This window comes from Mycetocola sp. Y442, assembly GCF_056898615.1.
The window spans coordinates 1035561-1052028 of the sequence record NZ_JBXHBV010000002.1 but is presented as its reverse complement, the minus strand read 5'-3'; the positions used below and the strand labels follow the sequence as shown (position 1 = coordinate 1052028).

General features: G+C 61.6%; 16 protein-coding genes and 1 pseudogene. 11 read left to right on the top strand and 6 right to left on the bottom strand.

Features of this window, described 5'->3' with window-relative positions; all coding sequences use genetic code 11:
* Positions 1–100: 100 nt before the first annotated feature.
* Positions 101–790 carry a nicotinamide riboside transporter PnuC gene (gene pnuC / locus AC1X6S_RS11490; protein WP_483405863.1) on the bottom strand — a complete coding sequence of 230 codons (690 nt, stop codon included), beginning with the start codon at positions 788–790 and terminating at the stop codon, positions 101–103.
* 63 nt (positions 791–853) lie between these two features.
* Here pnuC and AC1X6S_RS11485 point away from each other — a divergent pair, with 63 nt between their 5' ends.
* Positions 854–2368 carry an SDR family NAD(P)-dependent oxidoreductase gene (locus tag AC1X6S_RS11485; RefSeq protein ID WP_483405862.1) on the top strand — a complete coding sequence of 505 codons (1515 nt, stop codon included), beginning with the start codon at positions 854–856 and terminating at the stop codon, positions 2366–2368.
* Positions 2369–2689: 321 nt separating this feature from the next.
* Here AC1X6S_RS11485 and AC1X6S_RS11480 read toward each other — a convergent pair whose 3' ends face one another.
* On the bottom strand, positions 2690–3037 hold the full coding sequence (locus tag AC1X6S_RS11480) for a hypothetical protein (RefSeq protein WP_483405861.1): 348 nt from the start codon (positions 3035–3037) through the stop codon (positions 2690–2692).
* Between the two features lie 176 nt (positions 3038–3213).
* Here AC1X6S_RS11480 and AC1X6S_RS11475 point away from each other — a divergent pair.
* The 4 genes and pseudogenes from AC1X6S_RS11475 to AC1X6S_RS11460 form a co-directional block, all read left to right on the top strand.
* Positions 3214–3630 (top strand): annotated as a pseudogene (locus tag AC1X6S_RS11475) (GNAT family N-acetyltransferase); the annotation flags it as partial.
* A gap of 111 nt (positions 3631–3741) precedes the next feature.
* Positions 3742–4128, top strand: a complete 387-nt coding sequence (locus AC1X6S_RS11470; protein WP_483405860.1) for a tautomerase family protein — start codon at positions 3742–3744, stop codon at positions 4126–4128.
* Positions 4129–4229: 101 nt separating this feature from the next.
* Positions 4230–5267: a cell division protein ZapE gene (zapE, locus tag AC1X6S_RS11465; RefSeq protein ID WP_483405859.1), complete on the top strand. Its 1038-nt coding sequence runs from the start codon at positions 4230–4232 to the stop codon at positions 5265–5267.
* Between the two features lie 194 nt (positions 5268–5461).
* On the top strand, positions 5462–5806 hold the full coding sequence (locus AC1X6S_RS11460; RefSeq protein WP_483405858.1) for a hypothetical protein: 345 nt from the start codon (positions 5462–5464) through the stop codon (positions 5804–5806).
* A gap of 829 nt (positions 5807–6635) precedes the next feature.
* On the opposite strand, the gene AC1X6S_RS11455 is transcribed toward AC1X6S_RS11460, so the two are convergent.
* Positions 6636–7079 carry a hypothetical protein gene (locus AC1X6S_RS11455; RefSeq protein ID WP_483405857.1) on the bottom strand — a complete coding sequence of 148 codons (444 nt, stop codon included), beginning with the start codon at positions 7077–7079 and terminating at the stop codon, positions 6636–6638.
* A gap of 228 nt (positions 7080–7307) precedes the next feature.
* Here AC1X6S_RS11455 and AC1X6S_RS11450 point away from each other — a divergent pair, with 228 nt between their 5' ends.
* Positions 7308–7796 (top strand): GNAT family N-acetyltransferase, encoded by a 489-nt coding sequence (locus tag AC1X6S_RS11450; RefSeq protein ID WP_483405856.1) that lies wholly within the window; start codon positions 7308–7310, stop codon positions 7794–7796.
* A gap of 443 nt (positions 7797–8239) precedes the next feature.
* Here the strand turns inward: AC1X6S_RS11450 and AC1X6S_RS11445 are convergent, their stop codons facing one another.
* The 3 genes from AC1X6S_RS11445 to gad form a co-directional block, all read right to left on the bottom strand.
* Positions 8240–8746 (bottom strand): GNAT family N-acetyltransferase, encoded by a 507-nt coding sequence (locus tag AC1X6S_RS11445; RefSeq protein WP_483405855.1) that lies wholly within the window; start codon positions 8744–8746, stop codon positions 8240–8242.
* Positions 8747–9181: 435 nt separating this feature from the next.
* On the bottom strand, positions 9182–10717 hold the full coding sequence (gadC, locus tag AC1X6S_RS11440; protein ID WP_483405854.1) for a glutamate/gamma-aminobutyrate antiporter GadC: 1536 nt from the start codon (positions 10715–10717) through the stop codon (positions 9182–9184).
* 9 nt (positions 10718–10726) lie between these two features.
* Positions 10727–12103 carry a glutamate decarboxylase gene (gad, locus tag AC1X6S_RS11435; protein ID WP_483405853.1) on the bottom strand — a complete coding sequence of 459 codons (1377 nt, stop codon included), beginning with the start codon at positions 12101–12103 and terminating at the stop codon, positions 10727–10729.
* Positions 12104–12790: 687 nt separating this feature from the next.
* Here gad and AC1X6S_RS11430 point away from each other — a divergent pair.
* The 5 genes from AC1X6S_RS11430 (at position 12791) to AC1X6S_RS11410 (ending at position 16414) form a co-directional block, all read left to right on the top strand.
* Positions 12791–13051 (top strand): GNAT family N-acetyltransferase, encoded by a 261-nt coding sequence (locus AC1X6S_RS11430; protein WP_483405852.1) that lies wholly within the window; start codon positions 12791–12793, stop codon positions 13049–13051.
* A gap of 512 nt (positions 13052–13563) precedes the next feature.
* Entirely contained in the window at positions 13564–13917 is a 354-nt protein-coding gene (locus AC1X6S_RS11425; RefSeq protein ID WP_483405851.1) for a hypothetical protein, read from the top strand.
* Positions 13910–14632 carry an alpha/beta fold hydrolase gene (locus AC1X6S_RS11420; protein WP_483405850.1) on the top strand — a complete coding sequence of 241 codons (723 nt, stop codon included), beginning with the start codon at positions 13910–13912 and terminating at the stop codon, positions 14630–14632. Before AC1X6S_RS11425 ends, AC1X6S_RS11420 begins: the two co-directional genes overlap by 8 nt.
* Positions 14633–15137: 505 nt before the next feature.
* Positions 15138–15899 carry an SDR family oxidoreductase gene (locus AC1X6S_RS11415; RefSeq protein ID WP_483405849.1) on the top strand — a complete coding sequence of 254 codons (762 nt, stop codon included), beginning with the start codon at positions 15138–15140 and terminating at the stop codon, positions 15897–15899.
* Positions 15900–16000: 101 nt separating this feature from the next.
* Entirely contained in the window at positions 16001–16414 is a 414-nt protein-coding gene (locus AC1X6S_RS11410; protein WP_483405848.1) for a hypothetical protein, read from the top strand.
* Positions 16415–16468: the final 54 nt, after the last annotated feature.

Genomic DNA, 16468 nt, shown 5'->3' with positions numbered 1-16468 from the left:
CGTGCCGAAAGCATCCGCTCCGGTCGAGAACATCAGTTCCGCCGGATGCTCACGACCGGAAGTGGTGTTCTCGCGTCGACGTGGCCTCGGCGAGCGCCCGCTACCGCTTCACCGTCGGGTCGGGGAACGCCGTCTCGATCGTCAGTGAGTTCTTCTTCTGCACGCGCATCCAGATGAAGAAGCCGACGAGGGTGAAGCCACCATAGAAGAGGTAGAGGACCGCTGAGGCGTAGTACCCGGCGCTGACCAGGAGCGGAACGCCGACGATGTCGACGGCGACCCAGATCAGCCAGAACTCGACCCAGCCCTTGGCCATGCCGTAGGTGGCGAGGAGTGAGCCCATGAAGATCCAGGCGTCTGCCCAGACCGGTTCGTACGAGCCGAGCGCGCGGAAGATCGGGGTCAGCACGAGGGTTCCGCCGACCAGGCCGAGGATGAGGAACACCCGAACCTTGTTCGACGCCCAGTGCGGGGTGACCGCGGTCTGCTCGCCCGAGTTGCGGCTGTTGCGCCACTGCACCCAGCCATAAATGGAAACGATGATGAACATGACCTGGCGGCCAGCCTGGCCGAGCAGATTCACCGGGTTGGGGGTCCCGAAGACCGCGCCGAGGAACACCGTGAACAACAGCAGGTTGCCGACGATACCGACCGGCCACGCCCACACCTTGCGGCGCATACCGCCGACTGCGCTGAGCATGCCAAACAGGTTGCCGATGACCTCGCGCCAGAGGATGGTCTGGTCGCCGATTACCAGCTGGGCATCAAACAGCCACTCGATCGGGTTCATAGTGCCATCCTTCCACTCGGGAGCGCGGCGTTCTCGCAGATGACCTCAGGTAAACTTGCCCAAATGACCGACGCCATCCGTGAATCCGACATCTCCGGCGCCGGAATTGACCCCACTGAACTCGAGACAACGCTCCGAGTCCTCGCCTCGATGAACACTCTCGACGAGGAACACCCTGACTACATCACCGTACGCCGGGCAACCGCGGCGATGTTCAAAGCCGTCAAACGCAACCGTCGCCGTGAACTGCGCGACACCATCGCCAACGCCGACAAGGCGGTCATCGCGGCCACCGCGACCGGGGCATCCGATCGCATCGATGACGAGACGCGCGGCATCCCCCTCTCGACCACGATTGAGGCGCCCACCGCCGGAGAACTGCTGAAGCCGCGCAACTGCTACATCTGCAAGCAGCCATACACGCTCGTCGACGCGTTCTATCACCAGCTCTGCCCCGACTGCGCCCGGTTCAGCCACGGCAAGCGCGACGCCCGCACCGACCTGACAGGCAAGCGTGCGCTGCTCACCGGTGGCCGCGCAAAAATCGGCATGTACATCGCCCTTCGCCTGCTTCGTGATGGCGCGCACACGACGATCACGACGCGGTTCCCGCGGGATGCCGTCCGTCGCTTTGCGTCGCTGCCCGACTCCGACGATTGGCTGCACCGGCTCCGCGTTGTCGGTATCGACCTGCGTGACCCGGCACAGGTGATCAGCCTCGCCGATTCTGTCGCAGCGCAGGGTCCACTCGACATCCTCATCAACAATGCGGCGCAGACCGTGCGCCGCTCCCCCGGTTCGTATTCGCTGCTGGCGGATGCCGAGCTGCAGCCGCTCCCGGACGGTCCTCTTCCGGAGATGGAGACGTTCGGGCACACCGCCGATCAGCACCCCGAAGCGCTGCAGGCATCCGTTTCAGCGCATCCTTTGCTCTCGGTGGCGTCGCTGGCCGGGACAGTGGCCGAGGCTGGCGCGCCTGCGCTGACCGCGGCTGACCTCGCGAACCTGGCCATGGCGCCGGGATCGTCGTCGCTCCAGAAGCACGCAGACGGAACGGCCATCGACGCCGGCGGGCTGGTGCCCGACCTGCAGACCACCAACAGCTGGGTGCAGAACGTTGAGCACGTCGACCCGCTCGAGATGCTCGAGGTGCAGCTCTGCAACACCACGGCGCCGTTCCTGCTGATCAGCAGGCTCCGGCCCGCGATGGCTGCGTCTCCTGCGCGCCGCAAGTACGTGGTGAATGTCTCCGCGATGGAGGGTCAGTTCTCCCGTCGTTATAAGGGGCCGGGCCATCCGCACACGAACATGGCGAAGGCAGCGCTTAACATGCTCACCCGCACCAGCGCGGGCGAGATGCTTGAGACCGACGGCATCCTCATGACCGCCGTCGACACCGGTTGGATCACCGACGAGCGGCCGCACCCGACGAAGGTCCGCCTCGCGGAGGAGGGCTTCCACGCTCCGCTCGACCTCGTCGACGGTGCTGCGCGCGTCTACGACCCGATCGTGCGTGGCGAGGCCGGCGAAGACCTTTACGGATGCTTCCTCAAGGACTACAAGCCCGGCGCCTGGTAAACAACACCCGCACCAACCGCTTCAGTTGGTCGGCAGTCGAGCAATGTGCTTCCGGACCGATTTCCGGTGTCTCATAACTAACGACGAGTAACGCCATACAACCAGAAGGTTATGCGACGTAGTTATGAGACTCGACGGGTTACGAGATTCCGCCGAACGCCGGAAACACGGGTCACGAGTCGTGAGATGTCTCGTTTCCCTAGGGATATGAGACAGCCGGAGTCTCTAAAGAGACTTTCTGGGGCGGGCGTATAGGGCGGACCTCTTCGGTGGCGCTGAGGAGCCTGACTTCATCATCGCGGCGAGCATCTCTCCGGCTCATCAAAGCTTGAACTCGAGCGTTCCCCCATTAAGCGAAATAGCCCGCGCGACTGAGGGAAAGAAATTCGCGTCAATACAGAACCCGGTGGTCGCGGTCTCGTCGGGTTCAAGTGAGCTAGGGAATCCTGCGTTTATGGGATATCCATCTATCTCTCCGCTCGGTGGCAGGGGACCAAATGGCAATTCGCAAGAAGCGCCGCTGCTCGGGAAGACGTCGTAGTCATCGTCGCTGAACCTCAGTGTCGTCGTACCTGCGTTCTCCACTTCAACTCCGACGGCGATGTAGCCATCGAAGCTATCGAGCACCTTTGCCGTCACCCGCATTCCCTCGGCCGTTTCCTGCTGCACAGGGTTCCCCGTAGGCACCAGTAGAGAGTGCAGAAGGGAGACAGTGGATCCTGGTATGGAAACGAGAGCAACGATCAATGCGACCAAGGCGATACGTTGACGTGCCGCGCGCCGAGTCATTCCGATAAACGCGAGCCCAATGGCAATGAACGCCATCACAATGGCCAGCGCCCAGATGGCGAGAGTGGATGGCGATCCCGGACAGCGAAACGGACTATTCCTGCGTTGCCCAGCTCGATGGAGAGATCGCTGGTCTGGGCTTCCTCGACGTTATCGACGGCATGGGCCAGCCCGGGATGCCTGAACGCACGCAGGGCGTCATGGGTTACATGCTCGAACTCGACCTCGCCGGGAGGGGGCTCGGGACCGACCTGGCCCGTGGTCTTCTGTCCGCAGCATTCGACTCGCTCGAACTACGGCGCGTCATGGCGAGCTGCAATGCCGACAACGTCGCGTCAGCCCGCGTGCTCGAAAAGGTCGGCATGCGACGGGAGCAGCACGGGGTCCAAGACTCCTGGCATGCCGAGCTGGGCTGGGTCGACGGCTACCAGTACGCGCTCCTGGACCACGAATGGCGTGACATGCACCCGTAAACCAAGCGTCTCGCATCCTGAGTGTCTTGAGACCCATGGGATACGAGACATAGGGATCGCTTCTCGAGCCATCCGAGGTAGCTCGTATCGCGTGGGCTGCGAAACTAGAGCATGGCTCAAATCATTGTCTACGGACATAAAGCGGCGCTTGCCCCTCGCATCTCTTCGCTGTCCGACGCGATCCACACAGCGGCGGTATCGGCGCTCCAACTGCCGGTCGAGAAGCGATTCCACCGCTTCATCACTCTGGACCCCGAACAATTCATAACGCCTACAGATCGTTCGATCGACTACACCATCGTCGAGGTGAGCATGTTCGAGGGTCGCTCGACGGACACAAAGAAGGACTTCCTCCGCGAACTCATCAAAAATATTGCGGCGGTCGGCGTCACCCCCAACGACCTTGAGATCACCATCACCGAGACGCCTCGTGCGAACTGGGGAATCCGGGGAGTGCCCGCTGACGAATTGCAGCTCAACTACTCCGTGGAAGTCTGAGCACGCAGGGCGAACGCGGAGACGAGTCCGTTGAACGTCCGGTCTGGGGGGGGTAGTCGATAGGACGCTTCCGCCACTCCTTATCCCCTAGAGTTCGATCTGTGGCCAGTGTTGGGATCGTGAAAGAAGAGCAACGACTGTCCGCTGCTCTGGATGCCGCAGCAATCCGCGCTGGTATCGCTCTCAACCCTGCACAATTGCTTCTCGTCGACCGGCTTGCAGTCCTCAGCGCCGATATTGAACACCGATCCTTGCGCCGGTCAACGACGCAGAGCCTCTACATCCATGGACCAGCCGGCCGCGGTAAGTCTTGGCTGGCCGACGCGTTCTTTGTCGCCCTCCCGACTGCTCGCAAGACCCGGGTTCACTTCCACAGGTTCTTCGATGATCTTCATCGGAGCATCCAGGACCACCGCTCGGAGCGCGACGCCGTCGAGCGCGCCATCGACGATCTGACCGGCAATAATCAACTACTCTTCTTTGACGAGCTGCATGTCCACGACTCAGGCGATGCCCGTCTACTTACACGGCTACTTGAGCACGTGTTCCGCCGCAAGCTCACAGTTCTTGCGACATCGAACTATGCCCCCGACGATCTGCTCCCCAACCCCATTTGGCACCACATCTTCGAACCGGGTATCGACCTCATCAAGAACAACATGGAGGTCTACAAACTCGGCGGTGCCACCGACTATCGAAACACTCGCGAGGATCACTCCACTGGGTTCGCGGCCGGCGTTTGGGCGCGCGAATCGCCGACGCCTGAACCGCGTCCGGAGGAGGCAACGAGCATCGCTGTGCGAGGCCGACAATTTCCGGTATTAGCGGCACGGCCAGGCGAACTGCGAGCGACGTTCGCCCAGCTCTGTGGATCGCCCACATCCACGATCGAGTATCTCGCATGGGCGCGGTCATTTCCTCGATGGGTCGTCAACGACGTCCCGAACTTCGAAGATGCCGATCCAGAGGCGCAACAGAGATTTATCAACCTGATCGATGTTCTCGTGGATGCTGACGTGTGCGCCACATTTGTCTCCTCCCACAGCCTCAGCTCGTTTCTCAGCATCGCGTCGCGTCGCCCTGACGCTTTCCGCATGGCGAGCCGGCTGCAACTCCTCCGCGACTCCGACGATTTGTGATCGAGAGGCATTCTGTTCAGAATGCCTCTCGATCAGGGTTCCTGACTGTCTCGAAACCCATGGGATACGAGACGTGTGCCAGGCATCGAGACATGCAGAAAACAGAGCGAGACGTCTCGGATCCTCTATGCATGTGCGACATGTGGCAGGTCTCCGGTTCTTGCGCGGCGGACTGAGTGCTGGGACTATCGGGTGTGCCGATACTCGCTAGCCCCCGCCGCTTCTGGCCAGGATTTGTCGGTGTCGGAATAGCAGCCGCGTTCGTTGCTTTCGTTCTGGTGGCACCGCCCCTCGGCGGCGGTGCCTGTATGGAGTCGTATCCGCTGCAATGCCCGGTAGTAGAGGTCGTGGGAAGCGGCCTTGCCGCAACCGGTGTCGGGCTGATCGCGTGCGTGCTGGTGCTCTTTTTCGCGAGCAAGAGTCATACCCCTAGGGTGCGGGTCTCCGGCGTCGTGTTGGGATTCGTGGCTCTCTTCATCGTCATAATTGTGGGCACGAATTTGTCGTTGGCGAACACGGTTGAGCTCCGCTACTACTAATCTGCCTCCCGGCTTCGATCCTTCGAACGTTCGCGTTGCGCGACACTCCTTGCGGCGTAGACGCGTTGGCGCGATGATCACCTGGTGCACTGTCAAGCGAGAGAAGCCGATGGGAGTTGACTCGGACCGGTCTGCGGATCGCGTTGTCGTCCCCGACGTGGTCGGCACGATTTTCAGTATCGGTCGGGCTTTGGCGACCGAAGCCGGCGTCACGCTGGTGAACCCCGACCCCGACGGCCTCCCGATCGGTGCTTTGGCGTGGCCGAGCATCTTCATCATCACGCGTCAGGAGCCGGAACCGGGCACCATCCTTCATCGTTGGGCCTCGGTGCAGGTGTGGGTGCGTGCCGATGAGGCATCGAGCAGCGTCACACTTCTCCCCCGCATCGACGCCGCCTTGGCTTTCTGCTCGGCTCGGGCCGCCGCCGGATTCGACGTTCCCAAGCCAGGTCACGTCGCTCGGAAGCTCCGCCATGGATATGAGACCACGGGTCAAACACTAGGGTTCCGAGACAGGAGACGACGAGCTCGAGCTCGTGCGCGTGACCCCGTCATCGGGCTGAATGTCGGGACAGCCAAACGGGTACCGTCACAACTGGGGAGTGGCGGAACATCCAGCCTCCGCGCGAGTACCCGTTGGAGGTGTCCGTCCTGCGGGGCCCATTGTGCATGGTTCTCGGCGGCTTCCTCCCAGCGGCAGAGAAGCGAGTTCGCTTGCGCTTGGAGTTTGACGCTCCTCGCTACGCCCCGCAGCCGAAGGCTGCAGCTATCGGTCCGGCGTCAGGGCGTCGTGAAATGATGCGTTCTGGGATGACGGCTGTCTGAGCCTTCACTCGTCGCCCTGCCCGTAACGCTCCCATGCCATGTCGCGCTCATCGCCGGTGAGAAACTCGACCCTCAAAATGACAGGCGCTTTATCGAAGGACTCTTCTGATGCGCGAGGATCGGTGTTCAAACGCCAGGGACTCACCGGCCATTTCTCTGGGTGCGCATCCTCTGCGGTCGGTGCGCTGAGCGGCCCCTCATCTACCCGCTCTTCGGGAGTGTCGGGGTAAAGCCATTCCAAGTACCAGACAATGTCGTACGGATCGGAGTACCTACGCCACCAAAGCGCTCCACCCGTCTGCGTAACAGCCTGCTCCAACGAGAACGACACATAGCCCACCGGTGTTCCGTCGCGCCAAAGACGCCCGACAGTGTTGTCGAACACCGCAAGATGCGACGGATACATGCGATTCTCGGGCAACGAAGGATTCCAGGGCACGTTGGTCATCTTTCTGAGAGTCCGCATTGGAGCGGGCTTTCGCCTCCCTGAGTCAACATACCGGGCCTCTGGGCGAAGCCGCCGATGTGATCCCTCGCAGCGACTTGCGTCCCACCGAAGATCCCGCCTAGGAGGTTCGCGGAACACCTGACTGTCTTGCAGAGATGACACCCCTGCGAGCATTTTCAGCGGGCGGGGTATCCGGGCATCTCGGGTTCTCAATAGGAGAATGAAGCGGTGCAAACCGAACTGGATTCGATCAACATCCGTCCGGCCGACCTCACCGGGCCTGACAACGACGCGGTGAGTCGCCTCGTTGAGGCGTACTTGAGGCAGACCGAAATCGAGAAAGTCTTGTATTTGGGCGAAGCCCACGTTGGTGCAGGCCTTCCCGATCGGTACCGAGCCGAAGTCGACGATCCTGCGCGCGCGTACGAGAACGCCGTCGTCTACGTCGCGGAGTTGGGTTCGCTGGTGGGAGTCGTCGTCCTCCAGCAGAACATGACAACATCCGAGATCAAGCGCGTTTGGGTCGATCCAAGCGCGCGCGGCCTGAGGGTTGGCTCAGCCTTGATCGATGCCGTTCTCAACCAGCAAACTCGTCCTCTCCGGCTAACCGTCTGGGATTGGCGAGACGATGCAGTGAGGCTCTACCGCACCCGCGGCTTTATCCCGGTCGAGTCCTGGGAAGACAGGCCCCGGCTCCTCTGCATGGAGCTTCGTTAGATTTCAGCCAATAGTGCCCGATGATTGAGCGTCAAACAGGCGCCGGCGCGGTAACGCTCGTGGCACCTTGAGCGCAAAGGTCGGACGGGTTTCGCACTGAGGGTTCTGTCTAAGGGACCCGCAGCGTCGCCGTGCCGCTAAAGACAACGGCGTTGGACCCACACTTTTGAGAGACCGGTTCTGGCGAGTCTGGGTGGAGGTCCGTCTATTGCGGATGCCGACCAACGCGGTCACGGACGGAACTCCAGACCGTAATGAGCAAACCCGGCTCTAACCTCCGGAAGGACTGAGTGCTCGAGTCAATGGCCGACAGAAAGTCGGCAGCGTCTTCCGCGGTGAGTTCGACTGTCTCCGACCCATATATAGTCTCGCTGACCGGGTGCGGAAGCGCGTCTGATGATCGTGTAGGTGGCCCGCCGCGCGGGGGAAATGTCTCAGTCCGGCTAGTGACCCAGTGTGTAGCGCCGCTCGGGTCGTCCCGAGGAATTGCGCACCTCCACGTTCGCCGTCCTGGTCCACCCCGCCCGCTCGTAGGAGCTGATGGCCCGATCGTTGTCAGCGATAACCCAGAGTTCGAGTGGTGTCCCGGCTGTCTCGCTTCGCCGCCGGATGAAGTCGAGCAGCTGTCCGGCGACACCCTGCCCCCAAGCTTGAGGATCCACGGCCAGATAAATGAGTTCCACTACCCCGACGCGTGGGATGAGGATTGCGAACGCGATCGGCGCCTCCTCGTTGCGGGCGACAAGGAGCTGTGCTCCTTCCTGTGACAGTGCGCCCTCAACGCCGGGCAGTTTGTCATCAGCGGAAGGAGTGACGGGGAGTTGATCACGGCGTGCTATAGCGCGGGCCCAGATACCCGCGGCCGCGAGCGCTGCATCATGGCCGTGCTGCTCAGGACCGATGCGGAACGTGTCGGCGAGGGACTGATCCATCGAGCTGCTGCCGGTCATCCCTCAATCGTTTCACATGCTCGAGGCGACCTCACCGAACGCCCGTTCGAGGTTCCGCTTCCGGGACCCGCCGCGCCGTTATAGACAGCTGCGCTGAACCGCCACTTCGAGGGAACCGTCACGAAGTCCCTGTGTCTCGTAACCTAACTGCCTCGAAACCCATGAGGTTTGAAACGGCTCAGCACGAGAATGGTTCGGGCGAGCACGTCATGGAGTCGTCACTGTGTGTACCGAAATGATGGGCAACTCGTTCTAGGGGCGACGAGCGGCGTGACGTTTGCGCTGACTCAGCAATAATCCGAGGAGAACAGCTACGAGGATGCGAAGGTCTGACAATGCGAGATGCGCCCAGTCCGGCGCCGTGAGCCCCAGAAGGCCCTCGGCGTGCAGAGAGCTCTGCACGCCGAGGGCCTTCCTCGAGCGGTCTCGATGACGTCAGGTGGTGGTGGCTCCCGCCTGTGGCGCGGGAGCATCGTTGTCATCCTCCTCGTGCGCTCCACTTGCGGCCTTCTCTGCCTCGGTCCGCTGATCCCACTTCGGCTTCCGAAGAGCATAGAAGACGAGTGGGGGTGCACCGAGCAGCACGATGACCAGCCCGACGATCCATGGATACGACGCAGCAGGGAAAGCGTTGAATCCTGACGGGGGGATGAACGCCAGGATGAATGCCAGGAGGCACCCGACGAATCCCACCCCGGCGATGAGGTTCATCGCCGGTACCCGGTAGGTGCGCTTGACGTTCGGTCGTTTACGCCGAAGGACGATCGCCGCGGCGAACATCAGCATGTACATGATCAGGTACAGCGCCGCTGCCATGTCTACGAGCGCGACGAATGCCGAACTCACGTTGGGTACGACAACGAAGATCGCCGCGAGGATCGTGACGATGGTGCCTTGGAGCATCAGGATGCCCGACTGGACGCCAGCCTTGTTCCGCTTCTGCAGCGCTGGTGGCAGAAGACCGGACTGGGCAGCGATGAGGAGGCCCTTCGACGGGCCGGCGATCCAGGTGATCACCGACGCCAGCGCACCGGCAGCGATGAGCGCCGACACGATGGCCGTCGCCCAGCTCACTCCCCAGTGATCGAAGTATTCCTGGAAGGCCAACATGATGCCGTTGGTGAGGCCCAGTTCCTTTTCCGGTACCGCGATCGAGATTGCGAGCGTCGGAAGGATGAATACCAGCAGGATCAAGATGGATGCCAGCAGGATCGATTTGGGGTATCCCTTCCCGGGGTCCTTCATCTGGTTCACGTGCACCGCATTGACCTCCATGCCGGCGTAGGCGAGGATGTTCGACACGATCAGCACGATGGACGCGATACCGGTGAACGGCGGGATGATCGCCGACGCGTCAAGCGGGACCTCGCTTTTCTCCCCGGTTCCCAACCAGATGAACCCGAACACGATGAGCAGTGCGGCCGGGAGCAGCGTGCCGAGGATTCCTCCCCACGAACCCAGTTTGGCGAACAGGTTTCCACCGCGCAGGGTGATCAGTGTTGAACCCCAATACAGCACGAGGATCACGATCGCGGTGTACAAACCTGAGCTGGACAGCGTCGGGTCGAAGAAGACGAATGCGAGGGCCGCCGCGATAAACGCGATCTGTGTTGGGTACCACACCACGTTCTGGATCCATTGCAGCCAGACGGCGGTGAACCCCCACCGATCTCCGAAAGCCTCTCGCACCCAGACGAAGACGCCGCCCTTCCATCCTGTCGCGAGCTCCGCTGCCACCAGTGCGGTCGGGATGAGGAAGAAGATCGCCGGGATGATGTAGAGCGTGACGCTGCCGAGCCCGTAGACCGCCATCGCGGGCAGCGAGCGCAGGCTCGCCACCACAACGACCGTGAGCATTGCGAGCTGGCCGACGCCGAGGAAGGTCGTCACGGCCTTCCGTGAGGTGAGTGGATGGTTGGATGCGGCGTGGGCCGCGGCATCCGGCGTTTGTGCAGACGCGTTGGTTGACATGTTCGGCTCCTAGTGGTGGAACGCGGGACGCGGGCCCTCAACGGGCATCGGCGACTCGAGTGCGTCGAGGTAAGCGGTCTCGGTTTCGATGCCTTCAAGCAACTCTTCGGCCAGATCCATGCTGAGCCCGTTGCGCACCACGATGCGCTGCACGACGAGGTCGGTCAGATCGTCTGGCATGGGATAAGCGGGAACCAGCCAGCCCTTCATGCGCAGCCTGTCCTGAAGGTGGTAGAGATTCCAGTTCGAGGTATGTCCCTCTTTCAATCGCCACGCGAAGACCGGGATGTCGCTGCCGTCATTCCACAGTTCGAAAGCGTCCAGTTTCGCGATACCCGCCGAAAGGAACTTCGCGACGTTTTGCGATGCCTGCTGAACGGCGCGGTATCCTTCGAACCCGAGCCGGAGGAACATGTAGTACTGCAGGAGAACCTGGGCGCCGGGGCGCGAGAAGTTGAGCGCAAACGTTGGCATCTTGCCACCCAAATAGCTCACCTGGAAGATGAGGTCCTCTGGGAGCCACTTTGACTCGCGCCACACCACCCAGCCCAGACCTGGGAAGACCAGTCCGTATTTGTGGCCTGACGTGCTGATCGAGTGCACCCGCTCGAGTCGGAAGTCCCAGAGGAGGTCCGGCTGAAGGAACGGTGCGATCATGGCTCCGGAAGCGCCGTCGACGTGGATCGGGACGTCGAGCCCGGTTTTGGCCTGAATGTCGTCGAGCGCCTTGGCGATCTCGGCGACCGGCTCGTACATACCGGTGTAGGTGACACCCATGATGGCGACGACTCCGATGGTGTTCTCGTCGATGTATTTTTCAAGGTCATGCCCGTCGAGTGTCTTGTGCTCCTCGGTGATGGGCACAAATCGGGGTTCGACGTCGAAGTAGTTGCAGAACTTCTCCCAACAGACCTGTACCGCGGAGGACATGACGAGATTCGGCTTCGCGGTGTCTTTACCCGCTGCGCGCCGTGCCTGCTGCCAGCGTCGTTTGAAGGCGAGACCCCCGAGCATGCATGCCTCTGACGATCCGATGGTGGAGGTGCCAATACTCTGGGACGCGTCAGGCGCGTTCCAGAGGTTGGCGATCATGTGCCAGCAGTTGTCCTCGATGGCCGCCGTCTGCGGGTACTCGTCCTTGTCGATCATGTTCTTATCGAAGGATGCTTCGTAGACCTGCTTGGCGTCGTCATCCATCCAGGTGCTGACGAATGTGGCGAGATTCAATCGGGAGTTTCCGTCGAGCATTGTTTCGTCGTCGACGATTTGTTTCGCTGTTCCGGGCAGAGATTCCTGCTGCGGGATAACGTGTCGGGCGGCGATTGTGGCTTCTCCCGGTCGGGCGAATTGTGGGATCAGATTGTCGTCAGCCTGGGATGTGCTCATTGGTCCGGCTCCATTTCCTTGTGTTGCAGCGGTCCAGATGGATCGCTGACATACGGTTTTGTGCGCATCGAATCCGATGGAGAAATCCTTTCTTGCCATGAGGAACCTCAACAGTGCCTTTCGCCCCCCCCTCTCGTCGGCAATTTGCTCACGAGCGAGTAGCAGGCCCGCCTCAGCCTCGGGTTCTACTCCTTGACTAAAGCCCTGTGGGGCGCGAAGTGCTCACCGTGCGGATCGGGTCACGAGTTCATCCGCGATCGGTGCCCTGCCCGAGTCCGGACAATCTGCACGGGCATTGAGAACGACCGTGATGTCTCGAATTCCATGGGATTCCAGCTGTGCGTAGGTGGCGGGTGCATGTGAATATCGCCCCTCCGCGAGCGACTAGCGTTTGATTGTGACTAGACCGCGCCAGCTTGACCGAGACGTCAGCATGAGACTGCTGCGCCAGAACGACGCGACAGCCCTTGCGGATGCATATCGACGCAATCGTGCCTATCTTTCCGCCTGGGAACCGGTGCGCCCCGAGGAGTACTACACCACGGCCTGGCAGGCCACCGATATTGCCGCACGACTTGCTGCGAACGAAGCCGGAGAAGCCTATCCCTACGGCTTGTTTGTTGGCGACGCCATCGTTGGTCGATTCAACCTGGCCGGAATCGTGCGCGGGCCTTTCAGAACGGTGGCTTGGGTTATTGGGTCGACAAGGAGTACGCAGGTCGCGGGCTGGCGTCAGCTGCGGTCCAGGCGATCGTCCAGACGGCGCGCGACGAACTCGGATTGCACCGCATCGAAGCGAGCACCCTTCTGCACAACGTCGGCTCGCAGCGTGTGCTCCTGAAAGCCGGCTTCCAACAAATCGGTATGGCGCCGCGCTATCTGCAAATCGCGGGGACATGGCAAGACCACAATCTCTATCAGGTGATTCTGACCGACCCAGCCAGCTGATCTGTCTCGCTCACCCGGACGGGACGTGTAAGCCACCGGCGACTGCGTCACGCCTCAACGTTCGTGGCAATATTTCGGATGCGAGCTGGCAGCGGTCTCATGGCGCGTCCATGGTGATTATTTCGGAGCCGTTATTGCGGCACGCGTCGTAAAAGCGGGTTCCATACCAAGTCGAATCCCGGTTGGCTGCTCCCTGGGTCGAAAAGTGCTTCCGATTGGAGTGGCGCTTGCGCATGGACGAAGCCCAGCAGCTCGTCGATTTCGGTCTTTAGTCCTCGTTGGTCGAAAGTGAAGTTGGGGGGTCCTGCCGCAAGCATACTGAGGGCCGTCACTTAACCGCCTTCCGGTTCAATACCGCGTTCGGACCGCCCCGCGTCCAGCAGCGATGCGTATGGGCCAGCGACGCTCGCGGTCGACTTCCCGAGGCCATGTAGGGAGACTGTCCCGCGGAGAACTGTCGAAGGCGACCGTAATCTGGGCCACTAGTGTGTGCGGGTCGATACCCTAGAGGCGTGGACGCGGACTGGATCGAACATCGACGCTCGCTCGACGGGGAGCGGGTGGGCTGGATGAAACCCCTCGGTGAGGGATTCGTCGCGATCGACCTGTTGGGGCGTCGACGGACAGGGGTGGTGGACTGGATACGCGCAGAGGAGACTCTCGACGAGCTGGGACTGGGCTACCTCGCCGACCCGCATGAGTTTCGGCTGGACGACGGCTCCTGGCTACGAGTGCGGATCGCCGAGGTGTCACCTGACGCAATCCGCGTAAAAAAAGATGACTGGGGAGACATGAACGCGACCCAGGTCTACTACGTAGTGTCCTTTCCCGTGAACAACGACGAACTCCGGCCCTTGGATGAATGAGACCGACACACTCCACGAACTCACCGAAGTGACTGTCGACTCTGGCCACGGATTTCTTACTGCTGTTGCTCGGCGAGGGAGCGGCATCCCGATTGTGCTCGTCCACGGTGTTATGGCAGACGCTGCTGCATGGATGCCAGTGGTTGAGCTGATCGCTCCCGGGCGCCCTGCCCTGATAGTCAACCGGCGCGGACGCACACCCAGCGCCCCACTTGCCCCGGACTATGGCGTCGAGAGGGAGGTCGAGGACTTGCTTCTGTGGCTCTCAACACTTGACGGCCCGGTCGACGTGATCGGCCACAGCTTCGGCGGCCTCATCGCGGTCGAAGCGGTGCGGCAAGGCGCCGATATTCGCTCCCTTGTGCTGTACGAGCCAGTCGTTCGGCCCTTTGGTACCGAAGTTCTTTCACTCCTGTCTTCGGCCATTACCGCTGGTGATTTTGATGCCGCCGTTGAGATCATCAATGTCGATCTCTCCGGCTACAGCCGAGAGCACGTCGCGTCGTTGCGGTCCGGCCCTGCATGGCCGCGGCTGAGAGAACTTGCCGCGCCTGCCTGGGCCGAGTTAGACGCGATCACGAGATACGAATTCACAGCTCTTGCCACCTGGACGGTCCGACCATGCTGGTTGCGGGCGAAACCAGCAGACATCGCCACCCTTATGGGCCTGGCGTTGACTTCTATCAAGAGGCTCTGGGACTCCAATCTGTCGTGATCTTGAAGGGGCACGATCACATCGCGCATGTGACCGCCCCGCACGAGCTGGCGCGAACAGTTGAAGAAGGAATTGCGCTCTGAGATTCAGACCTAGTCTGGGCGAACCCCATGAATGCTTGTCCCCGGACGAAGTGCACCGTTAGGCTGCGCTAGCTGTACTGCTCAGGAACTTTGGTTGAACCGGTGTGACTGAAATTGGGGGACGTCATGTTGTGGGTCGCAATCGTGGGCCTTGCGATAGTCGGACTAGCGACGGGCGCAGTCTCACGTCGTGCTTCGATTGATCGCAAGGTGAGAGACCTACAAGGAAGCGATCCCGAAATCGCTCAGGCGCTACGAGATGCTCAACGAGACATTGACCAGGGACGCTTCTACGGAAAGCTCTGACGCTGCTACTTCGCACAGTCGACCCTGCGCGCTGCGCGGTGAGGTCCCGTCGGCTGGTGAGACCCGCGCAAGCGTTTCTCGACGGGTGACCTTCGGCTTCGGTGCATACTTGCGGGATGAACACAGAACCAGGGGCACGCGGCGTCGCAGTAATAACTGGCGGGAGCCGTGGAATCGGATCCGCCACCGCGATCGCCGCGGCACGTGCCGGCTGGTCAGTGCTCGCCACTTTTCAGAGTGATGAGCAAGCAGCGGGCAAAGTTGTCGAGACGATTCGAACCGCAGGCGGGCTCGCATCCTCCATCCGCGCAGACATGGCGGACGAAAATGACATAGCGGCGATCTTCGAGGCCGCAGACAAGCTCGGCACCGTTACGGCGTTCGTCGCTAACGCCGGAATCGCCGCCACTCAGTCGAGAGTGGATGAGCTCACCGCTTCACGCGTCGCAGAAATACTCGCGGTCAACGTGGCGGGGCCTCTGCTTGCTTGTGGACATGCGGTGCGACGGATGTCCACACTCCGCGGGGGCGCGGGTGGAGGCATCGTTCTGGTCTCTTCAGCGGCGAGTCGGCTTGGGGCGCCAGGCGAGTACGTGGATTACGCCGCATCAAAGGGCGCGATCGACACTCTCGGCGTTGGCCTCGCTCGTGAAGTTGCCGCTGAAGGCATCCGCGTGAACGTCGTTCGACCTGGAGTCATCGACACGGAACTGCACGGTCGGAACGGTCGTCCTGATCGAGCAAAGGACCTGGCGCACACCATCCCGATGCAGCGACCCGGCGATCCGGTGGAAGTCGCAGCGGCGATCGTTTGGCTGCTCAGTGACGATGCCAGCTACACCACGGGGAGCATTCTGGACGTGGCGGGAGGACGCTAGAGTTCCGACGCCCACCGGCGGCGCTGCCCACGCTCGCCAGGCCCGGCTTCGATGACGTAACGATCAGTGGACGGTCCCGCCGCCCCGTCGATAATGAACTTGTGATCAATACGCGCGCTGGCTCCGTCAGCCTGGGAGCCCTACTCGCCGTGTGCTTGTTGACCGGTTGCGGAGGGAACGATGTCGCACAGGACGTGCGACCGGGTGTTCCGGACGGCTTCGACGTCGACCCAACGGACACCACAATCGCCGCGACCTGGCTCGAACGCGGCGAAACGTTCGCCATCGTTACCTGGGGCAGTTCAACGTGTCCGCCCGCCGCATCCGCCCTTACCGCTGAGGGCACGGATCAGATCGCCGTAACGTTTGCGCCGTCGCCGAACGAAGTCTGCACCGCTGATATCGCGCCGACAACTCATGAGTTCGAACTGCCAGACGAGGTAACACGCACCACAGTCACAATCGATGTCAGCTACGAGGATTCGGACGAGACCCGCACGCTCACCCTCGAGTGATTCTCGTCGACACCGCTGTCCCAGCAGAACACCTCGTTCGGCTCTATGGTTCGT